This is a genomic window from Paenibacillus sp. FSL R7-0048 (assembly GCF_038004505.1).
GTDB lineage: Bacteria > Bacillota > Bacilli > Paenibacillales > Paenibacillaceae > Paenibacillus_AQ > Paenibacillus_AQ odorifer.
This window is the reverse complement of sequence record NZ_JBBORF010000001.1, coordinates 4,484,858-4,508,913: the sequence shown is the minus strand read 5'-3', so window position 1 is coordinate 4,508,913 and position 24,056 is coordinate 4,484,858. Positions and strand designations below refer to the sequence as shown.

At 40.4% G+C, this 24,056-nt stretch carries 19 protein-coding genes and 1 pseudogene; 17 read left to right on the top strand and 3 right to left on the bottom strand.

What is annotated here, in order from left to right; translation table 11 throughout:
- Positions 1-143: 143 nt before the first annotated feature.
- The 3 genes from NSQ91_RS20100 to NSQ91_RS20090 all read left to right on the top strand — a co-directional run bounded on the left by NSQ91_RS20100 (position 144) and on the right by NSQ91_RS20090 (position 6,337).
- On the top strand, positions 144-1,016 hold the full coding sequence (locus NSQ91_RS20100) for a chitosanase (RefSeq protein ID WP_076127377.1): 873 nt from the start codon (positions 144-146) through the stop codon (positions 1,014-1,016).
- 85 nt (positions 1,017-1,101) lie between these two features.
- Entirely contained in the window at positions 1,102-3,690 is a 2,589-nt protein-coding gene (locus NSQ91_RS20095; RefSeq protein ID WP_076304559.1) for a metallophosphoesterase, read from the top strand.
- A gap of 1,015 nt (positions 3,691-4,705) precedes the next feature.
- Entirely contained in the window at positions 4,706-6,337 is a 1,632-nt protein-coding gene (locus NSQ91_RS20090; protein WP_076127207.1) for an alkaline phosphatase, read from the top strand.
- 131 nt (positions 6,338-6,468) lie between these two features.
- Here NSQ91_RS20090 and NSQ91_RS20085 read toward each other — a convergent pair whose 3' ends face one another.
- Positions 6,469-7,515, bottom strand: a complete 1,047-nt coding sequence (locus NSQ91_RS20085) for a DUF418 domain-containing protein (RefSeq protein WP_076182853.1) — start codon at positions 7,513-7,515, stop codon at positions 6,469-6,471.
- A gap of 184 nt (positions 7,516-7,699) precedes the next feature.
- Here NSQ91_RS20085 and NSQ91_RS20080 point away from each other — a divergent pair, with 184 nt between their 5' ends.
- The 4 genes from NSQ91_RS20080 to NSQ91_RS20065 all read left to right on the top strand — a co-directional run bounded on the left by NSQ91_RS20080 (position 7,700) and on the right by NSQ91_RS20065 (position 12,034).
- Positions 7,700-8,848 carry a VanZ family protein gene (locus tag NSQ91_RS20080; RefSeq protein WP_076304560.1) on the top strand — a complete coding sequence of 383 codons (1,149 nt, stop codon included), beginning with the start codon at positions 7,700-7,702 and terminating at the stop codon, positions 8,846-8,848.
- Positions 8,849-9,001: 153 nt separating this feature from the next.
- Positions 9,002-9,769 carry an ABC transporter ATP-binding protein gene (locus NSQ91_RS20075; RefSeq protein ID WP_038572078.1) on the top strand — a complete coding sequence of 256 codons (768 nt, stop codon included), beginning with the start codon at positions 9,002-9,004 and terminating at the stop codon, positions 9,767-9,769.
- Positions 9,756-11,675 carry an FtsX-like permease family protein gene (locus tag NSQ91_RS20070; RefSeq protein WP_076304561.1) on the top strand — a complete coding sequence of 640 codons (1,920 nt, stop codon included), beginning with the start codon at positions 9,756-9,758 and terminating at the stop codon, positions 11,673-11,675. The genes NSQ91_RS20075 and NSQ91_RS20070 overlap by 14 nt, the downstream gene beginning before the upstream one ends.
- A gap of 5 nt (positions 11,676-11,680) precedes the next feature.
- On the top strand, positions 11,681-12,034 hold the full coding sequence (locus NSQ91_RS20065; protein ID WP_036688737.1) for a YxeA family protein: 354 nt from the start codon (positions 11,681-11,683) through the stop codon (positions 12,032-12,034).
- A gap of 82 nt (positions 12,035-12,116) precedes the next feature.
- Here NSQ91_RS20065 and NSQ91_RS20060 read toward each other — a convergent pair whose 3' ends face one another.
- Together NSQ91_RS20060 and NSQ91_RS20055 are read right to left on the bottom strand one after the other, a co-directional pair.
- Complete coding sequence (locus NSQ91_RS20060) at positions 12,117-13,511, bottom strand: sensor histidine kinase (protein WP_076304562.1); 1,395 nt, start codon at positions 13,509-13,511, stop codon at positions 12,117-12,119.
- 6 nt (positions 13,512-13,517) lie between these two features.
- Positions 13,518-14,219 (bottom strand): response regulator transcription factor, encoded by a 702-nt coding sequence (locus NSQ91_RS20055; RefSeq protein WP_076127196.1) that lies wholly within the window; start codon positions 14,217-14,219, stop codon positions 13,518-13,520.
- Here NSQ91_RS20055 and NSQ91_RS32080 point away from each other — a divergent pair.
- From NSQ91_RS32080 to NSQ91_RS20010, 10 genes and pseudogenes are all read left to right on the top strand, one after another.
- On the top strand, positions 14,191-14,616 hold the full coding sequence (locus tag NSQ91_RS32080; protein WP_081386402.1) for a hypothetical protein: 426 nt from the start codon (positions 14,191-14,193) through the stop codon (positions 14,614-14,616). The genes NSQ91_RS20055 and NSQ91_RS32080 overlap by 29 nt on opposite strands.
- Positions 14,561-15,089 (top strand): annotated as a pseudogene (locus NSQ91_RS20050) (MMPL family transporter); the annotation flags it as partial. The gene NSQ91_RS32080 and the pseudogene NSQ91_RS20050, both read left to right, overlap by 56 nt.
- A gap of 294 nt (positions 15,090-15,383) precedes the next feature.
- The gene (locus NSQ91_RS20045) at positions 15,384-16,247 is read left to right on the top strand and encodes a MurR/RpiR family transcriptional regulator (protein ID WP_042129113.1); all 864 of its coding nucleotides are present in this window, start codon (positions 15,384-15,386) and stop codon (positions 16,245-16,247) included.
- 573 nt (positions 16,248-16,820) lie between these two features.
- Positions 16,821-17,726 (top strand): N-acetylmuramic acid 6-phosphate etherase, encoded by a 906-nt coding sequence (gene murQ, locus NSQ91_RS20040; protein ID WP_076278682.1) that lies wholly within the window; start codon positions 16,821-16,823, stop codon positions 17,724-17,726.
- A 57-nt stretch (positions 17,727-17,783) separates the two neighbouring features.
- On the top strand, positions 17,784-19,238 hold the full coding sequence (locus NSQ91_RS20035) for an ABC transporter substrate-binding protein (RefSeq protein ID WP_076190768.1): 1,455 nt from the start codon (positions 17,784-17,786) through the stop codon (positions 19,236-19,238).
- Positions 19,239-19,342: 104 nt separating this feature from the next.
- Positions 19,343-20,245: a carbohydrate ABC transporter permease gene (locus tag NSQ91_RS20030; RefSeq protein WP_060622964.1), complete on the top strand. Its 903-nt coding sequence runs from the start codon at positions 19,343-19,345 to the stop codon at positions 20,243-20,245.
- An 18-nt stretch (positions 20,246-20,263) separates the two neighbouring features.
- Positions 20,264-21,124 carry a carbohydrate ABC transporter permease gene (locus tag NSQ91_RS20025; protein WP_076127188.1) on the top strand — a complete coding sequence of 287 codons (861 nt, stop codon included), beginning with the start codon at positions 20,264-20,266 and terminating at the stop codon, positions 21,122-21,124.
- Positions 21,124-22,344 (top strand): anhydro-N-acetylmuramic acid kinase, encoded by a 1,221-nt coding sequence (locus NSQ91_RS20020; protein ID WP_076278681.1) that lies wholly within the window; start codon positions 21,124-21,126, stop codon positions 22,342-22,344. The genes NSQ91_RS20025 and NSQ91_RS20020 overlap by 1 nt, the downstream gene beginning before the upstream one ends.
- Positions 22,345-23,316 carry a GNAT family N-acetyltransferase gene (locus tag NSQ91_RS20015; RefSeq protein WP_076278680.1) on the top strand — a complete coding sequence of 324 codons (972 nt, stop codon included), beginning with the start codon at positions 22,345-22,347 and terminating at the stop codon, positions 23,314-23,316. It begins immediately after the preceding gene.
- Positions 23,317-23,318: 2 nt separating this feature from the next.
- The gene (locus NSQ91_RS20010) at positions 23,319-24,026 is read left to right on the top strand and encodes a PIG-L deacetylase family protein (protein WP_076106428.1); all 708 of its coding nucleotides are present in this window, start codon (positions 23,319-23,321) and stop codon (positions 24,024-24,026) included.
- The last annotated feature ends 30 nt before the right edge of the window (positions 24,027-24,056 follow it).

Sequence of the window (24,056 nt, the reverse complement as noted above, 5' to 3'; positions counted from 1 at the left end):
CAAGTGTTGGAAAAAGGAGGGCTGTCATGCTCAGATAGGTTAGGGATAAGGTTCACTGCCACTAAAAGTTAAAGCGCTTAAACTATTCAATTAAAGGAGAGATTGCTGTGCTAAATTCAACGAAGAGTAAGGTTTCCAAGAAGATGAAATTTTCATTGATGATTCTGCTCAGTTTTTCAATGATTTTTTCTTATGGCTGTCTGTCCAAAACATCTCAACAGAAAAGTTATGCGGCAGGGAACCCTGATTCTAATTTCTCACCGGCAACACTTCAATTCTTGCGTGACAACACAGGTCTGGATGGTGAGCAGTGGAACAATATTATGATGCTTGTCAACAAACCGGAGCAGGACGATCTGAACTGGATCAATTTTTACGGATATTGTGAAGATATTGATGATGACCGCGGGTATACGATTGGAATATTCGGTGCGACTACAGGCGGCTCAAATGATACCGGTCCCGACGGTCCGGATCTGTTCAAGGCATATGACGCTGCCAAAGGCGCGAGTAATCCTTCGGTTAAAGGCGCATTGGCCCGGATCGGTGTTAAGGGTTCGATGAAAGGGAAGATCCTCGAAATCAATGAAAGCGAAGAGAGCTTTTGTAGAAAAATCGGCAATTTGCAAAATGATCCCGAGTGGAGAGAGGCTATGTGGAAAACGTTCTACAATATCTATATTAAATACAGTGTGGAGCAGGCCCGCAAACGCGGCTTTAACTCGGCATTAACTATTGGTTCCTTCGTGGATGCAGCGCTGAACCATGGAGCTACCGGCGGCTCCGAGACCCTTCAAGGGCTTTTGGGTAAATCCGGAAGCAGCACGGATGAGAAGACTTTTATGACCAAATTTTATAAAGAACGGACCAAGATTGTGGATACTAATGAGTACAACTCTCCGCCTAACGGCAAGAACCGTGTGAAGCAGTGGAGCAATTTGCTGAACATGGGAGAGACAGACCTGAAGGGTGCAGATTCGGCAATCCTTCAAGTCACTGACTGGGAACTCCAATAACCGGAAGGTAAGGGCAGAACCGCCGTTCTTCTCGGAGACGGCGGTTCGATGATAAGTGAGATTAAGGAAGAGGGAGATGGGCTGAATGGATAACAACCAATCTTATCTCAAAAATAGATTTTACAAGGTAATCAGTCTAATGGTTATAGGTTTGCTGCTTGCCGTGGAATTGACCGGTTTTGTCTCAGCAGGAAGGGAAGAAATTGAGGAAGACCTTGTAAGTGAAGCAACTGCAGTTCAGGAAACGATTGCCCAGTGGATTTTTAAAGACAAAGGCGAAAACGGTGTATTTCCGGCTACCGGCGGGGTATATCAGACGTCTTCATCCATTCGTGATGTAGGAACTAATACGGATGCGTACACCTATGAGTCAAGTGAGAACAGCGTACGCAACCAGGGCTGGCATGAAGGAACGGGCCTAAAATACTGGCTTGCCACGCTTTCTACCCAAGGCTTCGAAGGTATCTTCCTCTCTTCCCAGCAAACCTCTTCAAGTACAGGACCCAGGGATTTTAAGGTGCAATACAGTATAGATCAACAGGAATGGATAGATGTTACGGGCGGCAACCTTGTTCTAGCCCAGAACAATTTTAATTGTTCCAATAATTCCTGCAAATTAACTAACCTCGCTTTACCTGCCGGAACAAACAATCAAGATGTACTCTATATCCGCTGGGTGGTAAACTCTGCGAAAAGCGTAAGCGGGGGAACGGTGTCCAGCTCAGGCTCAAGCAGAATCAAAGATGTGATAATTAAAGGAACACGCAGCAGCGGCGAACCTGGGAACACTCCCACACTTGAGGTAAGCAAAACTCCCGCTTCAGGGGCTGCAGATGTTCCCCTTAACGCAGAGATCACCGTGAAGTTTAACAAAGCCATCAGTCTCGACAGTAGTTATCAAGTTGTAATCACAGAAAACAATCTTCCTCTTACCAACATTTCTGCTTCACTCCTCGGTCAAGACACAGTCAAAGTCAGCCACCCTACTTTCACTGCCGGCAAAACTTACAACGTGACCGTCCCTAAAGAGCTTGTTAAGGGGACTACGGATGGCCGGACACCTGAGAACGATATTACCTGGAGCTTTAAGACGAAGTCTCCGGATACCGGCATCAAAACACCAACGCTTCTGAACATGACTTTTAATGGAGACCCGAAGACAAGTATTGCCTTTGACTGGTATACAGCCGAAACCGTCAGAGGTACAGTAGTGCAAGTAGTGGAGGCCGCCAATGCGGGAGGAAGCGAGTTCCCGGAACAACTGGCAGCTTCTTATGAGGGCAGCGTAACAGTTATTGAAACCTTAATGACATCAGGAGACAGAAGCTCCAAAAAGTATAAAAAGTTCGCTAGCCACAAGGTTATTGCAAGCGGTCTTAAGCCTGGAACTAAGTATATCTACCGGGCCGGTAACGGTGATGCGGACGGCTGGAGCGAGGCGGGTTCTTTTACCACGGACAAGGCGGATAATCAGGATTTCCATTTCCTCTATGTAACCGACACCCAAGGCTCAAGTAAATCGAATTTCGATCTGTGGCAGGATACTTTTAAGAGAGCTATTGAGAAAACGGTAGATCCCAAGTTTGTTCTTCTTACAGGGGATCTAACGGATGACGGTGATCTGGAGCAGTTGTGGCAGTGGTTCTTAGGTGTGCCGAAAAAAGAATTTGCCAATGTGCCATTTGCACCGATTATCGGCAACCATGAGATAGAGGATTATCCGAATAACAACTTCTATAACCATTTTAATCTTCCAAAAGATGTCGGGACGGGCGCTCATGACGGGTCGGTATATGCTTTCGAATACGGCGATGCCCTGTTTATGCAGATCAATTCCCAGTACGAAGGGGAGGTTAAGCCGTATAAAGCGGATATTCAATTCACGAAGCAATTGGAATGGATGCGGAATCAAGTGGCAAAGACCGACAAGAAGTGGAAATTCGTCTCGATGCATAAGGGAGCGTATTCTTCAGGGGATAATGCTTCGGCAGAAAGTGACCGGGTAGAATTTTACCGGAAATATCTAATTCCTGTATTTGATGAGCTGGGTGTGGATATGGTGTTTGAGGGACATGACCATATGTATATGAGGTCTTTTCAAATGCTGAACAATGTTCCGATTAAGAATGTTATTACCGATGAGCAAGGAAATGTGCTGAATCCCAAAGGGACCGTGTATCTGATGGGCAACTCGGCCGCTTCGAAATTTTATGCCATTAATCCAGATGCAGACACTTTTTTTGCAGCAAAAAACGACCAGCCCAACAAGAAAATGTTCGTGGATGTTTCCATTACAAGCGAAGTGCTGAAATTCACATCCTACACAGCTGTTAAAGATAAACCTCTTGCCGTCTATGATGCTTACAGTATTAAACGGACTGACGTCAAACCCGGCATTGTAGAAAATCCAAGTGCAGTAAGACAGTCAGGGAACCGTGCAGTTCTTTCGTGGAAAGCGCCAGCAAATAGCTCTGAGCCTGTGCGAGGTTACCGGATTTACGAGAAAAATGATAAAGTCAGCACAAATTGGAGCGTGTATGTGCCGACGGTAAGCGGTCAGACGAGTTACAGTTATACATTAAACGGCATAGATTCTGCTAAAGCCTACAATTTCGTGATTAAAGCAGTGGGGACAAGAAATAATTCGCTTCCAGCAGAGGCAGGAATGCAATGAATGGATAGAGGAGGCGTTGACGGGGCTTAGGCATCCGTTAACGCCTTTTTTTCATAGTTGTTGAAGCTGTCCATTCCTCCTAGGGTAACTCCTCGGAAAGATAGCTTCACTTTTTACCAGATCATGAGCAGAATCGGCAAGAGGGTTTGGGGTGGGTCCTACGAAACCTAGAATTGGGATGATAAATTTAAGTGCCATCCATACATAGACCCCAGGTAAGCCGTGAATCAAAAATACGCAGATCCATGACAGTAAAGCTGCAGCCAACATTGTACTACCTAATAGTTAGATGAATATAACTGGAAAATCACTTCGACTGCTAACCTATCCGAGGCTCGACCCGGTGATTTGGATAATACCACTGTAGGGAAATCTGAAAAACAATCATTTGTACAACTGTATTTGTCTTGTACCGTTCTTTGAAGTTAGTAATAGACTATATCAATCTCAGAGAAGGAGTTGATTTAGTTGGCTAACAGTGATATACGTCTTACTCTTTGGTCGGGTACTAATTTTACCAATCGCCGGATTCGATTCAGACGTGGAGGAGTTGCGGTTCGTGATCTTGGAGCGTTTCGGTTTAACAACGTTCTCTCGAGTTTCCGTCTCAGAAATGTTGTGCAGAGCTCTCAAGTAACGCTTGTACTATTTTCGCGAATTAACTTTCAGGGATCGTTCCGTGTATTCCGTGGCAGCCAAAACGTAGCGAACTTGAATAATTTTAACTTTAACAATGTCACATCTTCGTTGATATTGGTAGACCGTATCCTTACAAGCTCCGAAATTTCCCAAATTCAAAGCACGGGTAGAGCGCCTCGAGATGTCCTCGTAATAAGACAATAATAATGCAAAGGGTGCCCCTAGGGCGCCCCTTTTTTACAAATATCAGTAGCACAGGTCAAGACAAAATATGCATAGAATTTAATATAAAATAAGAGAATAGGTGCTGCTCCCGCATACAATCCTCCTTTAAACTAGTAACGTACTTAACAAAATCTGCTAGAGGAGGATTCAAATGCGCAAAAAGGTTATCGGGACAATTTGCAGTACAGTTATGGTTTGCAGTCTGCTTGCAGCAGGCAACGGAACATCCTACGCCAATAACTCTGATGCTCCTACCAACAAATCGGTCAAAAACGTAATCCTGTTTATTACGGATGGGATGAGCTTATCCGATGTGAACTTGGCCAGATGGTATCAGGGAGGTCAGGCGCTTGCGATGGATAAGTATTTCAGCGGGCTGGTGAGAACCTATTCTACGGATTCACTGACCACAGATTCCGCTGCGGGAGCTACGGCTTATGCCACAGGCCATAAGGTTAAGAGTGAGACGGTATCCATACTTCCAGACCGAATAACGATGCCTTTCGTAAGCGCAGTTAAACCAGAGGACATGAACAAACCTCTGCCTACCCTTATGGATGCAGCGAGAATGGCAGGGAAAAGTACAGGAACAGTATTCACTTGTGAATTAACGGATGCGACACCAGCTACATTTTTAAGTCATGCATACACGCGTGACAATGCGCAGTCTATTGCAGAACAGATGGTCTATAGTGGTGTAGATGTACTACTTGGGGGCGGTTCCGGGTATTTGGTACCCGGCAAAGAAGACATTAACCGCAAGGACGGAGAAGATTTAACCAAAATCCTGAAATCAAATGGGTATGAATACGTAACGGATAAAGCAGGTTTAATGAATTCTAAAACGAATAAAATCTGGGGACTATTCAACCCCGAAGCACTGGATGCTGATTTTGACCTGAACCCGCAAAAGCAACCGAGCCTTGCCGAAATGACCAATGTAGCGATAGAGAAGTTGTCACAGAACGAGAATGGTTTTATTCTGATGGTCGAAGCAAGCCAGATTGACTGGTATGGTCATGATAACGATCCAGTGGGGATTATGAGTGAGACCTTAGCGTTTGATAAAGCCTTCAAAGCCGCTGTTGATTTTGCAGAAAAAGACGGGAATACAGCAGTCTTATCGGTTTCGGATCATGCTACCGGCGGGCTCAATATGACGAACTATGATTCTACCAAAGACCTAATCTCCGTGCTGAAGAAAGCGAAGCACACCAGTTATTACATTGAAGGCAGTATTAATGAGAGCAATTTCAAAAAGGTCCTTGCGGATAATTATGGACTTAGTGATCTAACCAAAGAAGAAGCGGATCAAGTCAGATTGGGAATGCAGGATAACCTTTCGCCAGTCATCGGTAAAATTTTGGGGGATAAAATAGGAGTAACCTTCTCTACGGATGATCACACATCGGAAGAAGTTGGATTGTTCGCCTACCATCCGGCTAATTTTAAACCGACCGATTTCATGAACAGCGGTGTAATCCAGAATACGGATGTGAATAAGTATATTCAAGAAGTAACCGGACTCAATCTGGCGCAGCTTCAGGATACACTGTACGTATCCAGTGATAAATTCAAGGCCAAAGGAGCTACGATTACCCTAGATAAGACCGATAAGACTAATCCGGTGGTTGTAGTGAAAAAAGCAGGCCAAGTTCTCAAGCTGCCTATAGATAAAAATATCGCCATTCAGGATGGCAAAACAACGAAACTAAATGTGCTGACAGTAATGATTAAAGATAAAGTGTGGATTTCGCAGGATGCTTTGGACTTAATTCTCTAATTCTTAAAGTTCATGTTGTGATCTGTCGCCTAAAAGTTAAAGCGCTTAAACTTGAGAACCCCTTTTAAAAAGGGGTTTTTGGGTTTAGATAAGAAATTCCGACTTGAATTGAGGCGAGGAAAGCGAAGCTTTTATCGTTTTATTGCAGGCTTTGTTCCATAGGTCATCAAGCGCCAAACCTTTTCTAAAGGGCCCATGGAAAAAAACTTGAACCAAATGGTGCTAAAAATGATTTGAATCATATAAATCAGAACTGCGATGTAGAGAATATCTTTTGGTGAAACGACTTCGAGACCTATCATTGAAATGATTGCCGTCCCTATAATGCTTTGTGCTACATAATTTGTAAACGCCATTTGACCCACCCGTGATATGGGTTTCAGGAATTTCACCATTTGTTTATTTTCTAATAGTAGAAATAATGTTGTTAAGTAGAACAAAGTGGTTGGGAGAGATCCTAAGCCCGTAACTGAATCTACATTGCTGTTCCCATTTTGAGAAGCGTTCCAAATCCATAGTGAAAAACCAATGAACAACAGAAATGATACCATTTGAATCCATCTAATGGGTCTTGTTAATTCTTGTATATGTGTCAGCCAACCTGACTTTGCGGTTAAAAAACCAGCTAAAAACATAATAAAGATTTGTATAGCGTCATTAGAAAAAATATCAAGAATAGATGAGATTGCCCCTTGAGAAGGCAGGAATATTTTTACCACTAAGGAAATGATGTAAATGGATGTCATACCCATAAGCCACTTTTTAAGTGTAGAAACCGTTGTGTGATAAAAAGGGATCAGAAACAATCCGATAATGGCATATGCGGGCAGAATGGTTCCCCAAAAGATAAATACATGAATGATTCCCAGCAGCAAAAGGATTAGTAAACGTCTAGCCATACGCCATCTGGGTTTATCTCCCCGGCTTTCGGCTCTTGAGGCGAAAATGTATAAACCTACACCAAATAGGAATGAAAAAATAGAAAAGAACTTTTTTTGTACGAAGATGATTATCAAGCTATGGATGATTCCATTAATGCCACTATAGTCTGGTAAGGGATCTCCTTCCATAATAACTTTAAAGGCTCCAACATTTATAAGCAGAATGCCAAAAAGAGCAAGTCCGCGAATGATGTCGAGTGAAATGATTCTTTCTTTTTGCGAAATGGAGGGATTCATTAATAGTGCTCCTTTGAAAATATTTTTATTTGCCTAGGAGTCAGTATAAGTTGCGAACCTTACATTAAATTGATGCCAACATTACAGGATCCTTAAATTTGATAAAATGTTCCAACTCCAGTTGAATTAGAATCAGTTTTATGGTTAATATGAATACTAAATCATTTTGGGGTGTGAACTAGAAATGTCAGCATATACTCAACCGATCTTTGTGGCAGCGATCTTTTTTGTGGTTTTAGCATTTTCCTTATTTATCCCATGGCTCATTTATACCTATAGAAAATATAATTACCTTCCCTTTTCTACCACGTTAATTTCGTTTTCGTTTATCTTTTACTTTCTAGCAGCGTTATTTTTAGTATTGTTGCCGTTGCCGGAAATACGTAACACTTGTTCTCTTCAAAAACCGGGTACACAACATTATTCACTTATGCCATTTCAATTTATAGTGGGCACCTTTGGAAATAGTGGCATCGTGTTATCACAGCCTGCAACTTATAGGCTATTATTTAGCCAACCCTCATTCTATCAAGCGTTTTTTAATTTCTTACTATTATTACCTTTTGGTGTTTATCTGCGATACTTTTTTCAAGATAAGAAATATTGGAAGAAAGCTCTAGGCTTCACGTTCTTATTAACTTTATTTTATGAGATAACACAGGTAACCGGCATTTACGGGATTTATAATTGCCCTTATCGTATTTTTGATGTGGATGATTTATTGTTAAATACTACTGGCGGTGTACTGGGGTTCTTTATTGCTCCAGCTGTGTTGGCGTTATTCCCGTCAAAAAAGAAAATTAAGGAGAAAGCGGAAAGATTATTAGCGCTTGATGAAGTAAGAGGGATGTCTGTGTTACTGGCTGTTATTATTGATCTATTTATCAGCAACCTAGTAGTTAAAGTTGTGTTGAGTATGACCAACGTTAATATGGTTAGTGAATTTATTGCGAGCACCATTACATTTTCTGTAACCTTTTTTATTATTCCGATGATTTGGAATGGATCGACAATCGGTACGAAAATAATGCGTTATCGCTATGACAGTAAAATAAGTCGAGTGGAAACTAACAAGCGATTATTTAAACGCTTTGGTGCCATTTACGCGATGTATTTCATAACAGTCATTGCAAAAACGTTGAATAATGTGGAAATATCAATGGATTCTCCATTTTATAAGGCATCTATATTCTTAACGTTAGGTGCAGCATTGACCTCTATCATCTTAACGATCGTGTTGTTCATTCATGTTATATTAGTCGTGTTTGGCAAACAAAAACGCCGTTTTTACTTTGATGAAGCTTCTGATTTATATACAACGAGAAAAAAATGAATTTTTTTCAATCGTAAAGGGGTACTCCGTAGTCTTAAATGGCTACTGGGTATCTTTTTTTTGTAGATTTAAGCTTGTTGTAAGGTTGGCATGAATTTGCTGTAAGGTTCGGTGCCTATAGTATAAGTATCAGCAAATTATGAGGTGAAATGAATGGAACCATTATTAAAAGTAGAAAACGTAAAAAAAGTGTACGGGAAGTTAAGTGCTGCTTACACAGCGTTGGAAAACGTGTCTTTTGACATTCATGAAGGTGAGTTTGTAGGGATTATGGGACCTTCCGGAGCGGGAAAATCAACCTTGCTAAATTTGTTAGCAACCATAGATTCTCCAACAGAAGGAAAGATATATATGAAGAACAAGAGTATTCATGATCTGAAGGAAGCAGCTTTGTCAGACTTCCGGCGTGAACATCTCGGGTTCATCTTTCAAGATTACAATTTACTCGATTCCTTGACGGTAAAGGAGAACATATTGCTTCCCCTGGCGATTGCTAAAATTCCAGCGAAGAAAATTAATCACCTTGTGACTCAGATCTCTAAAGTATTTGGGATTGAAGATTTACTGGGGAAATATCCTTACCAAATCTCTGGGGGTCAAAAGCAAAGAACCGCTGCGGCTAGAGCGCTCGTGACAGAGCCAGCACTGATTTTGGCTGATGAACCAACAGGTGCACTTGACTCTAAATCAGCAACAGATTTATTGGAAAGCTTAAGTACTTTAAATGAAAATAACAATTCGACCATTATGATGGTGACCCATGATGCCTTTGCCGCAAGCTTCTGCCGCCGGATCATTTTCATCAAGGATGGTTCATTTTCAACAGAAATCTATCGTCGTGATCAGACACGCAAAGCCTTCTTCCAAGAGATCTTAGATGTTCATGCGGCCATTGGGGGTGAGGTAGATGACGTTATTTAGTCTAGCAAGAAAAAATATAGCCAGAAACTTCTCGCAATATTTTTTATACATCGCATCGATGGTGTTTAGTATCATCATTTACTTTACATTTGTGACCTTAAAATATAGTGATACGATAGCAGAACAGACGGCTTCATCCCAAAAACTGGGTTCCCTAATGAGTGGGGCGGCAGTCATTCTTATCTTTTTCGTGTTCATATTTATAGCTTATTCCAATTCATTTTTTATGAAAAAACGTAAAAAAGAAGTCGCACTGTATGCGTTGCTGGGGGTACGTAATCGTCAAATCGGTTTTATGCTCTTTTTTGAAAATTTATTATTAGGATTATTCTCTTTAATAGTAGGGATTGTATTTGGCTTCCTTTGTTCAAAAGGATTTATGACGATTTTGATTCATTTAATGGGTTATGACGTTGTAGCACCCTTTACTTTTTCAATGGCGGCAGCGATGAACACGGCTATCGTATTTCTGGTTATTTTCTTAGTGACATCGTTTCAAGGCTACCGTTTGATCTATCAATTTAAGCTGATTGATTTATTTCATGCTTCCAAAAAGGGAGAAGTGGCGCCTAAACCATCTATGATAGTAGCTGTTCTTGGAGTGTTACTTATTGTCTTGGGCTATTGGCTTGCAATGCAGGACCTTTTCACTTCTAAGGTATGGGCAAAAATCGGATTTCTCATGACCGTATTAATTATTTTAACAACGGTAATTGTGGGTACATTTTTATTGTTCCACAGTGTGACTGGCTTTGTGTTAGCAATGATTAAGAAAAATGAAAAGTGGCTGTGGAAGGGCCTTCATGTAATAACCATTTCGCAGCTGCTCTATCGTATCCGTGGGAATGCACGTACATTAACTGTGATTGCTGTGTTGAGTGCTACAACAGTAACTGCCGGTGGAGCGGTCTATAGCCTGTATTACAATACGAATGACTCGGCAAAAACGATTAATCCGAATACCTTTATGTATCAATTAACAGATGCAGAAATGGATAAACAAGTAAGTGCTGTACTGCCAGCTACAAAATACGATGAAAATATCGAAGCGCTATCCATTACGTTTCATACGAAAGAATTAAACTCGCCATCCTCGTTCGATAGCTCTGATAAAAGAGGGTATACAGTTATCAATGAAAAAACATACAACAACTTAGCAAATGTACAGCATAAAGAAAAATTAAATGTAAAGGATGGCTACGCGGTTATTTTAGATATCGGATATAACAAAAGGTTCTCACCTATGTATACAGGAAAAACTATAACAACAGGCAACGGCCATCCACTCACATTCCAAAGCTTTAAAACACAAACCGTATTAAATGCAGGTACAGCAGGTATAACAGTTGTAGTCTCGGATGAACAGTATAAAGTATTACGGAATGATGGAGAAGTGCTACGCTATCGTGTTCTTGGGGTAGAGGATGCCTCTGTGGATTTATCTGCAAAAATTGCAAACCAATTACCTGAAGAAGCGCTATTTTCAAGCAGGCCTCAAGATTACCGATCAAGCTTGGAAAGTGTGGGTTCTCTACTTTTTATAGGAAGTTTCCTTGGACTCGTATTTCTGGCTGCCACAGGCAGTATCATTTACTTTAAAGTTTTAACTGAGGCAGAAGAAGATAAAGCACAGTACAATATGCTGCATAAAATGGGTGTCAGTGCAAAAGAAATGCGGAAATCCATTGCGTCACAGGTATTCGTTATCTTTGTTGTACCGCTTATAGTAGGGTTATTGCATAGTGTAGTGGCTTTAAAAGCATTCTCTAGTCTACTGATGATAGATTTAGCAAAGCCAGTGTTGCTCTGGATGATTGCTTATACCATAATTTATAGGTTGTATTATTTCTTAACCGTAGCTTCATACAATCGTATTATCACACTAAATAATAGAACAGAAGGATGATTGAGATGAAAAAATTTCTAATTACTATGGGTATTTTGTTTGTTATTGGGGTTGTAGGTGTCTTTGCTCTAGCAAAGATTGATTTCAATCGCATGAATGCCGAAAATTATTATTTACAAATTACAGAGGATGGGGAACCCCATGAATATAAACTGAGTGATGGTACAGTGATGACTTCCTATTCCTATACACTAGAAGCTACAAATGCCAAAGGGAATACAATTCCACTGGAATTTAATGCACAAAAAAATCTTCGTAAAGGCGCCTACTTAAAAATGTATGTAAAAAAAGGTGATCAAGTCTCCTCGTATGATGAAGTGAAGGTAGAGGATATTCCGCTAAAAGCAATAAAAAACTAATAAATTGAAGAAGGGCTGTCTCCAATAAAGGTAATGGAGCACAGCCCTTTTCTCTGCCTAATGAGTAAGTAAGGCATTTGTATTATAAAAGTATAGTAATGGTGGTTCCGGTATTCTCAATGCTCGTCATATCGAGTTTCCCCTCATGAGCCCAAATAATGTCTCTTGCGATGGCCATTCCTAAACCAGTACCATGCTTGCTGGCTGTATTTGTACCCCGATAGTAGCGTTCGAAAATCTGTTCCAGATCTTTAGCCGAAATACCCTGGCCATTATCAGAAATCGAAATTCGGGTATGAGATTCTGAACCTGTATCCACTCGAATCTTCACCACGACATTTTCATCGTTATGCACCAGCGCGTTGTAGATCAAGTTAAGGATCGCTCGTTTTAGTAACTTCTTATCTACTTTATGCATTGCTTTAGCCATATTCGCCTCAAACTCTATCTGCCGTTCTCCAAAGGTCGGGTCATTTAAAAGTTCAATCGTCATTTCTCGTAGAAACTGAACGAGATTCACCTCTTCAAATTGCAGGGATAGCTGGTGATTACGTAAACGTGTCGTTAAATTGAGGTCATCTAACAGATCTTTCATATACATCGATTTACTCTTGATAATTGACGTGTATTCCTGTAATTCTTGGGCTGTTAAATCTGTGGCACTGTCGTTAATAAATTCTGCATAACCTTGAATAGAAGCAAGTGGTGTCTTCATGTCATGTGAAACATTGCTAATCCATTCCTCACGCATTTGATCGAGACGTTTACGTTCCTCTTCATGTCGATCGAGCTTTTCAGATAGTTCATTCATATTACGAAAAACATCTTCATAAACACCTTTGGGAGTAGGCATTTTCTTAAAACGTCGTTGCCTGAGCTGTTGAATACCCTCTATTAATGTATGAAGGGGTGCAGTTAACTTTTTCCCAAATAGAAATCCAATGAGGATTACAATAAGCACATCAACGATTAAAAAAATGAAAAGAAAAACATTAACATCTTTGAAAATTTTAGCGTAGTCATAGGTCATTACGTAGCGGCCTATTTTAGGATTATTAATCCCTAAAAAGTAACTGAAATGTTGGGCTTCGCTGACAAAAACCGTCGTGCGTGCATCTAATTCTTTATATTTATACATTTGTACAATTTCAATAGGAGAATACTCTGTTTTCAATTCTTTAGGGGTATAAAAGGCAGCTGCTTGCTCCCCTTGGTCATTCAAGAATTGTACCCAGGCGCTCATTTCTTGCAGTTTTTTGAGACCTTCTTCGTTCACAACAGGTTTGCCAGCCTGTAATTCTACGTATTGTGAAAAGGTCCGGCTAAAGGTTTCTGCAGATGCTTCTTCAGTGCCAAAGTTATTATTATTTACCTTTATAACGAATAAGGAAAGGAACAAAATCGCGTTTACAATACCAACGATCACAACAATAGTCATAACCGATCTTAAAAAGCGGAGTGTCAATTTCCATTTCAACTAGTCTCACTCCTTGGTATTTAATTTATAACCTAACCCTTTAACCGTCAAAATAAAGGAAGGATTTGAAGGGTCTGCCTCAATTTTTTCGCGTAAGCGCCGAATATGTACCATCACTGTATTATCGGAACCAAAAAAGTCCTCACCCCACGCCTGTCCAAACAAGGTTTCTTTGCTTAGAATCTGATTGGGATGATGCATAAAACAGCTCATTAAACCGACTTCTTTGGCGGTTAGCACGAGGACCTCGCCATTCTTTTTTAATTCTGTCTCATTGGCACTAAGCTCAAAGGGGCCAGCTTGTAAGCTTTTCGGAGCTTTTTTTTCTTCTGTAAAGCCAGCTCTTCTCAGTTGTGCCTTTACCCGATAAGCGACTTCTTTCGGACTGAACGGTTTAGTAATATAATCATCGCCACCTATCGCCAGTCCTAACAGCTTATTAATTTCCTCGTCTTTTGCAGACATAAATAAGATGGGTGCATTTGATGTTTCCCGAATTTTTCTGCATAAGTCATATCCTTCTCCATCTGGGAGCATAATATCTAGCAATATAAGCTCAGGATTATACTCCTGAAACTTGTCCCAACCCTCTGCAACGGTCCCGGCAGTTACAACGTCTGGAACACCTTCTTTATGTAAAACAGCCTTCATCAGACGCGCTAAATCATCTTCATCGTCTATGATTAATACCCATTTACGACTTGCCATTTATTTCCCTCCAAATCCGTCTTTATGTACATTATTACATTATAAAGAACTCTTTATTTCTTGCGCAAAAAAATCGCAAAAGAAAGGCTTGCATGAAGATGGATATTACTTAGACGAACATAGCAAAGCAATATTCGGTCATTTATTAAAATTCATTCTAGATATAGACAAATCAGGTAAGGAGGAGAAATTGTTACGCCCCCTGCCTTCCATGGCATTGATCTGCACTGTATATGGCCCTTTGAAGATGTTCGCTAAAATGATGGAAGAAGGTGAGTTACTGTATTCGCTTGAGCTCGAAGAAGAACTTGCAGACAGCTTTTGGAATGCCAATAGATTGCAGCGACTTGCAAGGAGTGCAAGCAGCCTTAACAGGAACAACTGCAACCAATGCTGATTTGCAGAATATTTCACAGGATGACTTTGTACGTACAGCCGTGATTATGCTGGTCGGAATCATAATTGTGCTAATAGTCATTACGCGCTCTGTGTCCAGTTCTCTGTTCATTATTGCTTCCTTGGTGCTAGTGTACTTACTTCTCTTGGAATCAGTGAAATCTTGAGCTGGATCGTTCCATTTTTCAGCTTCATTATGATTGCAGCCCTGGGCGTTGATTACTTCCTGATGATGCGGTATAACGAGCTTGAAGGGGATGTTGGATCACCTGCGCCGCGTTGATTCCTTCGGGCGTAACGACACTTATACAGGTAGCATTCGTATTAATCATTGCACTATTATTACTAAGTGTAGCGGCCATGCCGGTGTTCTTGACTACATTAAAGCAGCTTGCTAGCAAATTAAATGGTTCAAGTACGGTGCTACATCAAAGAATGTCGTTGACAAATCGAGTCATATTTAGACGGCAGTAAAATTTAAAAATACATGCGTATTACGTATGCTGAGAACAATAGAAAGAATCTTCGGGGACCTTTGTGGTCCCTTGTTTCACCATATCAGAAAGTATATAATTATCGACTATACCTTACAACTTTATTACGCTATAATCAACGTAAAGTCACCAGATGACCTAAGAGTAGGATGATTTTAATAGATTAATTAATATTAGCTTTGATATGCCGAAACGTATTTTGTTATTGAAATAGGTTGTTTATATTGTTTATGATATTAATAAAGGTGTTAATTAAATCTAGAGTAGGTAGATTATGAGTCTAAATGACAACGTATTAATTAAAATTCGTGATATGCGAGAGAGTTTTACACCAGTTGAACGATTGGTCGGAGATTACATTTTAGAAAATACGGAAGAGATCCCTCATTTGTCGATTAAGGAATTGGCTCAATCGAGTAAGACAAGCGATGCATCTGTCCTTCGTTTCTGTAAGACGATGGGTTACAGCGGATACCGCAATTTTATTGTGAGTATATCGGCATCTTTGGGTTCTCGTGATGAGGATTCAAAGGCTCAATATACAGATATTCAGCCAGGTGATGATCTCTCGACAATTATATCAAATATTTCATTGAATAATTGCAAGTCCATTGAGGATACGCTTAGTGTTATTGATCGAAAAGAAATTACAAGAGCTGTAGAATTACTATGTCATAGTAAGCGAATTGTTTTCTTTGGAATAGGTGCTTCGGGACTCGTTTGTATGGACGGGGAACAGAAGTTCTCGCGAATTAATAAGATGTGTCATGCCTATACAGATGGTCATAGTCAGCTCACGGCAGCAACTTTACTTGAGAAAGATGATGTTGCCATTTTCATTTCTAACTCTGGAGCAACTAGTGATATTATTGATGCACTGGAAATTGCCCAAAAGAATAGAGCGAAATGTATTGCGATTACGAAGTACAATAAAAGTGAGCTTGCGGAGCGGGCGGATATTGTACTGAGCATATCCACACCTGAAATAACAATCCGCAGTGGGGCTATGGGCTCGCGTATTGCGATGCTTACGATCATCGACATATTATTTGCTGGTGTCGCAAGTGCAGAATATGAAGAAGTAAAAACCTACTTAACAAAAACGCATAATATATTAAAGAAAAAACTTAGAAATTAGGTTCTGATAGAATGAATGTGAAGGAAAGCATTGATCATGGATCAATGCTTTCCTTTTTTTGTATTCCATTCGCTTATTCGTGTACTAAAATGTACTACATATCAATCCATGTTAGATTATCTACATGATGAATACGTCGATCTAATGAATATAATAAGTAGTTTAATTCAATAATTAATAGCTTGGCACACAATAATGAGGAAGAAAATGAATGGAATCGAAGACGAAACATCATCCGGTTGAACGCGGATGATGTAACTTTATGTTTCGTTTGGAGCGGTAATCAGCAAATAATACATTTTTTTAAATCGCTTTAACCTTAGAGCCATAGCGATCAAAGCAATTGGTAAAAATTTAAATTGTATCTTGTAAGCGCTTTATAAATGTGGTATAACATAGTATGTAAGAAATGAAATAAAACATCAGAATTTAATTTCTTTATGAAATTATATTTCAAAATCTATTGACGAAGCGATGGTGTTGTATTAGTATAAGAGCATAATAATTGTAAGTTAATATAACACGTTTTGTTAACTAGGTGACAGATTGAGACTGGGAAGAAGGAGGATGGCTATGAATGACTACCTTGCGGGATTGACAACAGAGGCTGTGAATCCAGACACATTAATGATTGATGAATGTACTACGGAAGAAATGATCCAGTTAATGAATCAACAAGATGCACTGGTCCCCAGAGCTATAACTGAGGAGATTCCGCAGATTGCAAAGGCGGTAGATATTCTACATCATAGGTTGTCTAATGGTGGAAGAATGTTTTACATAGGAGCTGGCTCATCAGGAAGATTAGGTGTTCTGGATGCTTCCGAATGTCCTCCTACCTTTGGTACAGATCCTTCCTTGGTGCAGGGCTATATCGCTGGTGGTGATATTGCTTTGCGTACTGCGGTTGAAGGCTGTGAAGACGATATGGATGAAGGGATCGCATTAATCGAAAGCATTGGTGTAACAAACAAAGATGTACTAATTGGGATTTCGGCAAGCGGTAGTGCAAACTACGTTATTGCAGCTTTAGCGAAAGCAAAGGAACTTGGAGCAGCCACTATCGGTGTTTGTAACAACAGAGGCTCAAAGTTCGAACCCATTGTAGATGTTTGTATAACACCTGTTGTAGGACCTGAGGTCATTAGCGGTTCGACTCGATTAAAGGCAGGAACTGCTCAGAAGTTGGTGCTTAATATGCTGACAACATGCACAATGGTCAAGTTAGGAAAAACGTACAACAACTTGATGGTTGATCTGAAGGCTAGTAATTTTAAGCTCGTAGATCGCTCGATTCGTATCATCATGAACACGACTGGTGTAGATACATCAACCGCCGCAGAAACACTTGAAAAAGCATCTATGAACTGTAAGTTGGCAATTATGATGATTAAATCGGGGTTAGATGCAAAAGAAGCAGAACAAGTACTTAACGCAAACGGAGGACGCTTGAAACAGGCAATCGCATCAATGGTTTAGGTGTGAAAAGTGGAATAACAGGATGGATGCTATTAATAATTGAGGAGGCTGTTTTCGATGAAAAAAAGATCACGTGGATTAACTCTGTTTTTGTCAGGAATCATGATGGTATCACTATTATCGGCTTGCGGTGGAAACGGAAATAACGCTACAACTTCTACAGATTCCGGTAATACAGGAACTAGTAACGGTGGTTCTGAGCCTAAAAAGGATACGATTACAGCACTTTTACCTCCGATATCAGCGAACTATCAAACACGTTTTGCTGATATGGAAAAAGAATTTAATACACTACATCCTAACTTGACTTTGAAAATCGAACCAGCGAGCTGGGAAGATATGACGCAAAAACTTGATACTCAAGTAAATGCAGGTTCTCCTCCAGATATTGCTTTTATCGGTGCTTCAGGAATTTCGAAATATGCAGCACTTAATGTACTAATCGACCTTAACGGTGCCCTTTCTGATGAAGCCAAGGCCGATTATGACGAAGTTCCATTGAAATATTTCCAACTAGGTGACGCTCAATACGGCCTACCAGCATATATGGAAATCCACACTATCGGTGGTAACAAACAATTCCTTGAAGAAGCCGGAATTGATTGGAAAAGCATTCAACAAAACGGTTGGACTTATGAAGAGTTCCGTAATGCAATTTCTAAAGGCGTAGTGAAAAATGATAAAGGTGAAACTACTCGTTATGGTTTCGTGTTCGCAACATCTGGTGTAGCATCTAAAGACTATCTAGCTATTCTTGCTAAAACTGCAGGTTTACCAGATTACTTCGATAAAGATCTTAAATATACGTATACAAGCAAAAACTTCTTGGGGCTACTTACATCTATTCGCGAAATGATCAACGATGGTTCTATGCCTAAAGAGCTAAGCTCTATCGATGCTGGCAAACGGTGGAACATGTTCCTAACGGGCCAAACGATGATCACAGGTAAAGGTTTATCTGCATTTGAAAACTCTGCTCGTCTAAACAATGAGAAGATTAAAGCGAACGATGGTTCAGCTGTTGCAGATTCTATTGAAGTTGATTATATTTCACTTCCAGTCCCAACATTCAACGGTGCCGATTATGTCCCTACTTCAATCGTTGATGGTTATATCGCACTTCGTGGTAAAAAAGCTCCATCTGAAGAGCACATCAAAAATATTGCCCTAGCAACGAATTTCTTGTCTTCTGGTTCAATTGCTGCTAACTACAGTAATGAGCTGTTCTTATCACCAATTACTGAATCTGCACGTAATGCAGAAGTACTTGAAAAATTCCCTCGTAACGAAGATAACGTTGCTGCAGGTAAAGCTATGATGGCCAAAGCGCTTCCGGCTCGTACAGATATTCCTACTGATCTGGCTGCTGAAGCATTAAAAATTGAAACAGAAGTTATTATTCCTAAACTACAAGCCTTACTTGCTAATGAGATTGCTCCACAAGAAATGTATGATGCAGTTAAAGCAGCTGCAATTAAATCTTTCGGTAAAGATGGTATTGTAGTTGACTAGTCTGTCGTAGGCTGACATGTGAAAGCTGTGCGTAGCTAGAACGTACAGCTTTCCTTCTAAATTAGCTAGAGCTTGTACTGTTTTTAGAAGAGAGGTGCGACCCAATGAATCAAACGTTGACTAAAAGAAAAAAATTGAAGCTCGAAAGTGACTCAGGTTGGGGATACGCGTTTATCGCAGTAGCACTTATTGCGTTTTCTTTATTTACCGCATATCCAGTCATCAATGCTTTTATTATCAGCTTACAAAAATATGGTCCATTAGGATCCACTTTTGTCGGCATGGATAACTTCGTTAACTCGTTTTCAGATGAACTTTTCTGGAAAGCACTGAAAAACACGTTAGTATATACGCTATTAACTGTTCCGTTTAATATTCTTCTATCATTTTTAATTTCAATTTTGATTATTCCTTTCAAGAAAAAAACACAAACGATCTTTAAAGCACTATATTACTTGCCAGCCGTAGCATCTGGTGTAGCGCTTTCTGTTGTGTGGCTGTGGATCTTCGATCCTTTAAAATCAGGTATTGCCAATAAGCTCGTGAGTTTTTTAGGTATTGAAAATCAAAACTGGCTTGGTTCCAGTGCAACTGCAATGTTCTCACTTGTGTTAATGTCATGGTTATCAAGTCATGGTACAGCAATTATTATTTATATAGCCGCATTACTCGCTATTGATAACAGCTATTATGAAGCAGCTGAAATTGATGGCGCGTCTTTCCTGCAAAAGCTTTGGTTTATCGTTGTCCCTTTCCTTAAGCCAACAACGCTATTCCTACTTGTTACGGGTGTTATCGGTTCCTTCCAAGTATTCCAAAACGCTTATCTTATGACAGGCGGTGGACCAGACCATGCAACAACAATGGTAGGTTTGTTAATCTTTAACAATGCGTTCACATATTTTGAGTTTGGTGAGGCAGCGGCACAATCATTAGTTCTAGCAGCGATTATCGGATTTATCTCATTCCTTCAATTCAAGTTTATAGGTAAAGATGTAGAATACTAGGAAAAGGAGCAGAATACTATGGGTTTGTACAACAATAGCTTAAGAAGCAAAGGGTATCTGTTTATACGTAATGGTGCAAACATTACGTTCCTTATCCTATTCGCCGCAGCTACCATATTCCCGATATACTTTATGGTCATTTCCTCGTTCGGTGATCCGGTAGAAGCTGGTGCAATGAGCTATTCTATCCTACCAAAGAAGATTTCATTTGAATCTTATAAATTCTTTTTTAACTTTAGCCCACATACATGGGACTGGTTATTGAACTCTTTTATAGTGGCAGCGTGTATCACGGTATCTAACGTATTTTTTGCTACTCTTGCTGGATATGCTTTTGCAAAAATGAAATTTAAAGGGAAAAACATTTTGTTCGCTATTTTGCTGGGATCTATGATGATTCCTGTTCAAGTTACTCAGGTTCCACTATATATTTTGATCGTAAATATTTTTGAATTACAAAATACGTACACTGCGTTGATTATGCCGAGCATAGTAACGGTATACAATATCTTCTTGGTTAAGCAGTTCATGTCCTCCATTCCAGGTGAAATTATTGAATCTGCTAAAATCGAAGGTTGTTCCCAGCCTAAAATCTTCTGGTATATCATTATGCCTCTATCTAAAACAATTATGGCAGTACTAGCAATCCTAACGTTCATGGCGGCATGGAATGACTTTTTCTGGCCGTTCCTAGTAACGAATACGATGGATATGCAAACCATTCAGGTCGGCTTGAAAAACTTTCGCTTTGCGAATACAACTTACTTTGCACCGATGATGGCGGGGGCAACCATTTCAGCAGTTCCAATGTTTATTTTATTCTTCAGTTTACAAAAATACTTCCTTGAAGGGGTAACAGTTGGAGCGGTGAAAGGTTAATGGACAAACAATCAAAAGTGGATGCAACATACTTTGTTGGCTTGATGTCAGGTACATCAGTAGATGGTATTGATGCAGCAGTAGTTAAGCTTTTCCCATCAGCCGAAAAAGAGCATGGAGTAGAGATTGAATTACTGGCTTTTGAAAACACTCCTTTTGAGGTGCAAGTTAGAAACTCCATATTTGAGCTTTTTGATCCCGCTAGCGCTACGATTGATAAGGTTGGCGCAATGAATATGTGGCTTGGCGAATTATACGCCCAAGCCACATTATCCGTTATAGGGAAATGCGGCCTTTCGCCTTCGCAAATATTCGCAGTAGGATCGCATGGTCAAACAATCTATCATGCTCCGGAAGAGAATGTTATGGGCGGCTATAATCTGCATTGTACCGTTCAGATTGGGGATGGTGCAGTTATCGCCAATCGCACAGGAATTCCTTGCGTATCAGACTTTCGAGTTGCTGACATGGCAATGGGTGGACAAGGAGCTCCGTTAGTACCATTTACCGAATACTTATTGTTTAACAATCCAAAGAAAACACTTCTGATGCAAAATATTGGCGGAATAGGCAATGTGACTGTTTTGCCTGTAAATGCCTCACCGGATGAGGTATTTGCTTTTGATACGGGTCCTGGAAATATGATTATCGATGGCCTTGTATCGCAATTATTTATACCAATGACAATGGATGTTAATGGCGAAATTGGTGCGGGCGGTCAAGTGATTGATGAGCTATTGAAATGGATGCAGCAGGATAAATATTATACGATGCCGTTACCAAAATCGACGGGCAGAGAACGGTTTGGCCAACAATACGTGGCACAAATTATTGAAATGATGAAGGTTAATCACTGGAAAGCAGAAGATGTTGTTGCAACAGCTACGTTTTTAACTGCCTGGAGCATCGTCGATAGCTATGAACGGTATATTGCACCGCAGCATCAGGCTGAGCAATTGCTAATTGGCGGCGGTGGAAGCTATAACAAGACGCTTTTGCGTGATTTACAGCACTTATTTGCACCGCATAACGTGCAGGTGCTGACGCAGGAGGATATCGGTGGTAATAGTGATGCTAAGGAAGCGATTGCTTTTGCTCTGCTAGCGTATTACACGATGGAGCGCTTACCCAACAATATCCCGCTAGTAACTGGAGCTTCACAGCCAGTAGTAATGGGCAAAATTTCCTGGCCCTATATTGGACGTTCACAGGAGGCTTAAATGTTGCAAATCAGACCCTTTTCAATTGAAGATCACTCTGCAGTTGTAGAGCTTTGGAATCGTGAGGCTACAAAATATGATTATAAGCCATTTACAGAGCGAGAGTTTCAAGATACATTCATCGACCATCCTTATTTTGACGCTGACTGTATATGGGTAGGCTGTGACGAAAAAGGGATTGTTGGTTTTGCAGCTGGCTGCTGCGGTGACGATCTCCCTCTTGGAGATGTGGCGGGTTATATTACGAGTGTTATTATAGATAACCATGTGGCTTCTCTGGAGCTTTACGATGCTTTTCTATTGCGTTTAGAAAAAAGATTCCAAGAACTTGGGAAAAGACAAGCGGATGTATTGTTTTTCAACCCTGTTAAGCTGAAGTGGAGTATACCAAGTGCACCTCAGCATGAGCATAATAATGCCCCGGGCATCAGTAAGGATCAGCCATTATATGAAGCTTTAATGGCTAGAGGCTACGAAGATCGAGCGACGCAATGCGGCATGTATTTAAAACTCGGAAGCTTTATAGTTCCCGAAGATATTATAGATAAGGAAACCAATGCAAATAGCAAGGACTATTACATTACGTCCTATGTCCCTGATTTACATACAGGGCTTGAAGCAACGCTTGCTGCCCTGCAAAATCCGCAGTGGAAGAAGGATGTTGTTACTTATGTGAAGGTTGGCGCACCACTTGTAGTAGCTGTGTACGGAAACGAGGTTGTGGGCTTTGCAGGTCCAATTATTTCGCAGCCTGATGGAAGAGCATTTTTTTGCGGTATCGGAGTGCACCCAGAGCATGAGGGGCATGGCCTTGGCAGTGTATTGTTTTTCCGAATGGTTGAAGCTTTTCAAAATGTGGGCTGTCAATATATCTCTCTATTCACTGGAAATAATAATCCGGCTCTTCGAATCTATCAAAAAGCGGGCTTTACTATTGAAAAACAATTTTCTATATTGCGGAGGGAACTTTAAAGATGAGCGAAAAATTCACAGTATTAGCAATTGGAGCGCATGTTGGTGATGTGGAGCTAGCTTCTGGTGGTGTGCTCGCTAGTCATAGTTTAAAGGGAGATCGCATTGTGACATTAGCGTTAACTGCGGGTGAACGAGGGGTCCCGGCAGGACAGGATATGAAGGAATATCGTCAGCAAAAAGTGAAAGAGGCACAGGTTTTTGCGGATATGCTAGGTGGTGAAGCCATTGTATTCGATGATTATTGTGACGGAGAGTTGCCTGACAATCAAGAAATTCGTATGGAGGTTTGTGATGTAATTCGTCGCGTGAAGCCTAACATTATTATTACACACTGGAAAAACAGTATGCATAAGGACCATGCGCTAACGCATCATATCGTAAATGATGCCCGTTTCTTCGCAAGTCTATCATCCTTTGAACGAGCGCTCCCCGCGCACTTTGCAGCAAGATTATATTACTCCGAAAACTGGGAGGATGCGGTTGATTATGTCCCTTACGTATATGTGGATTTCGATCAAGCGGCATTTGATCTATGGATAGATGCTTTAAGCAAGCATTGGTTTGTGACGAATAGCAAATCTTTCAAATACATGGATTACTATAAAGCACTAGCAGTTGTTCGCGGCTGTGAAGCAAGAAAGACATATGCAGAAGCATTTATGGTGCCAGCTGAAACGGTGAAGGTTAGGCAGTCTAGTCTTTGGTAACTATTCAACTAGCTAAGAGGGAGTGTTTCT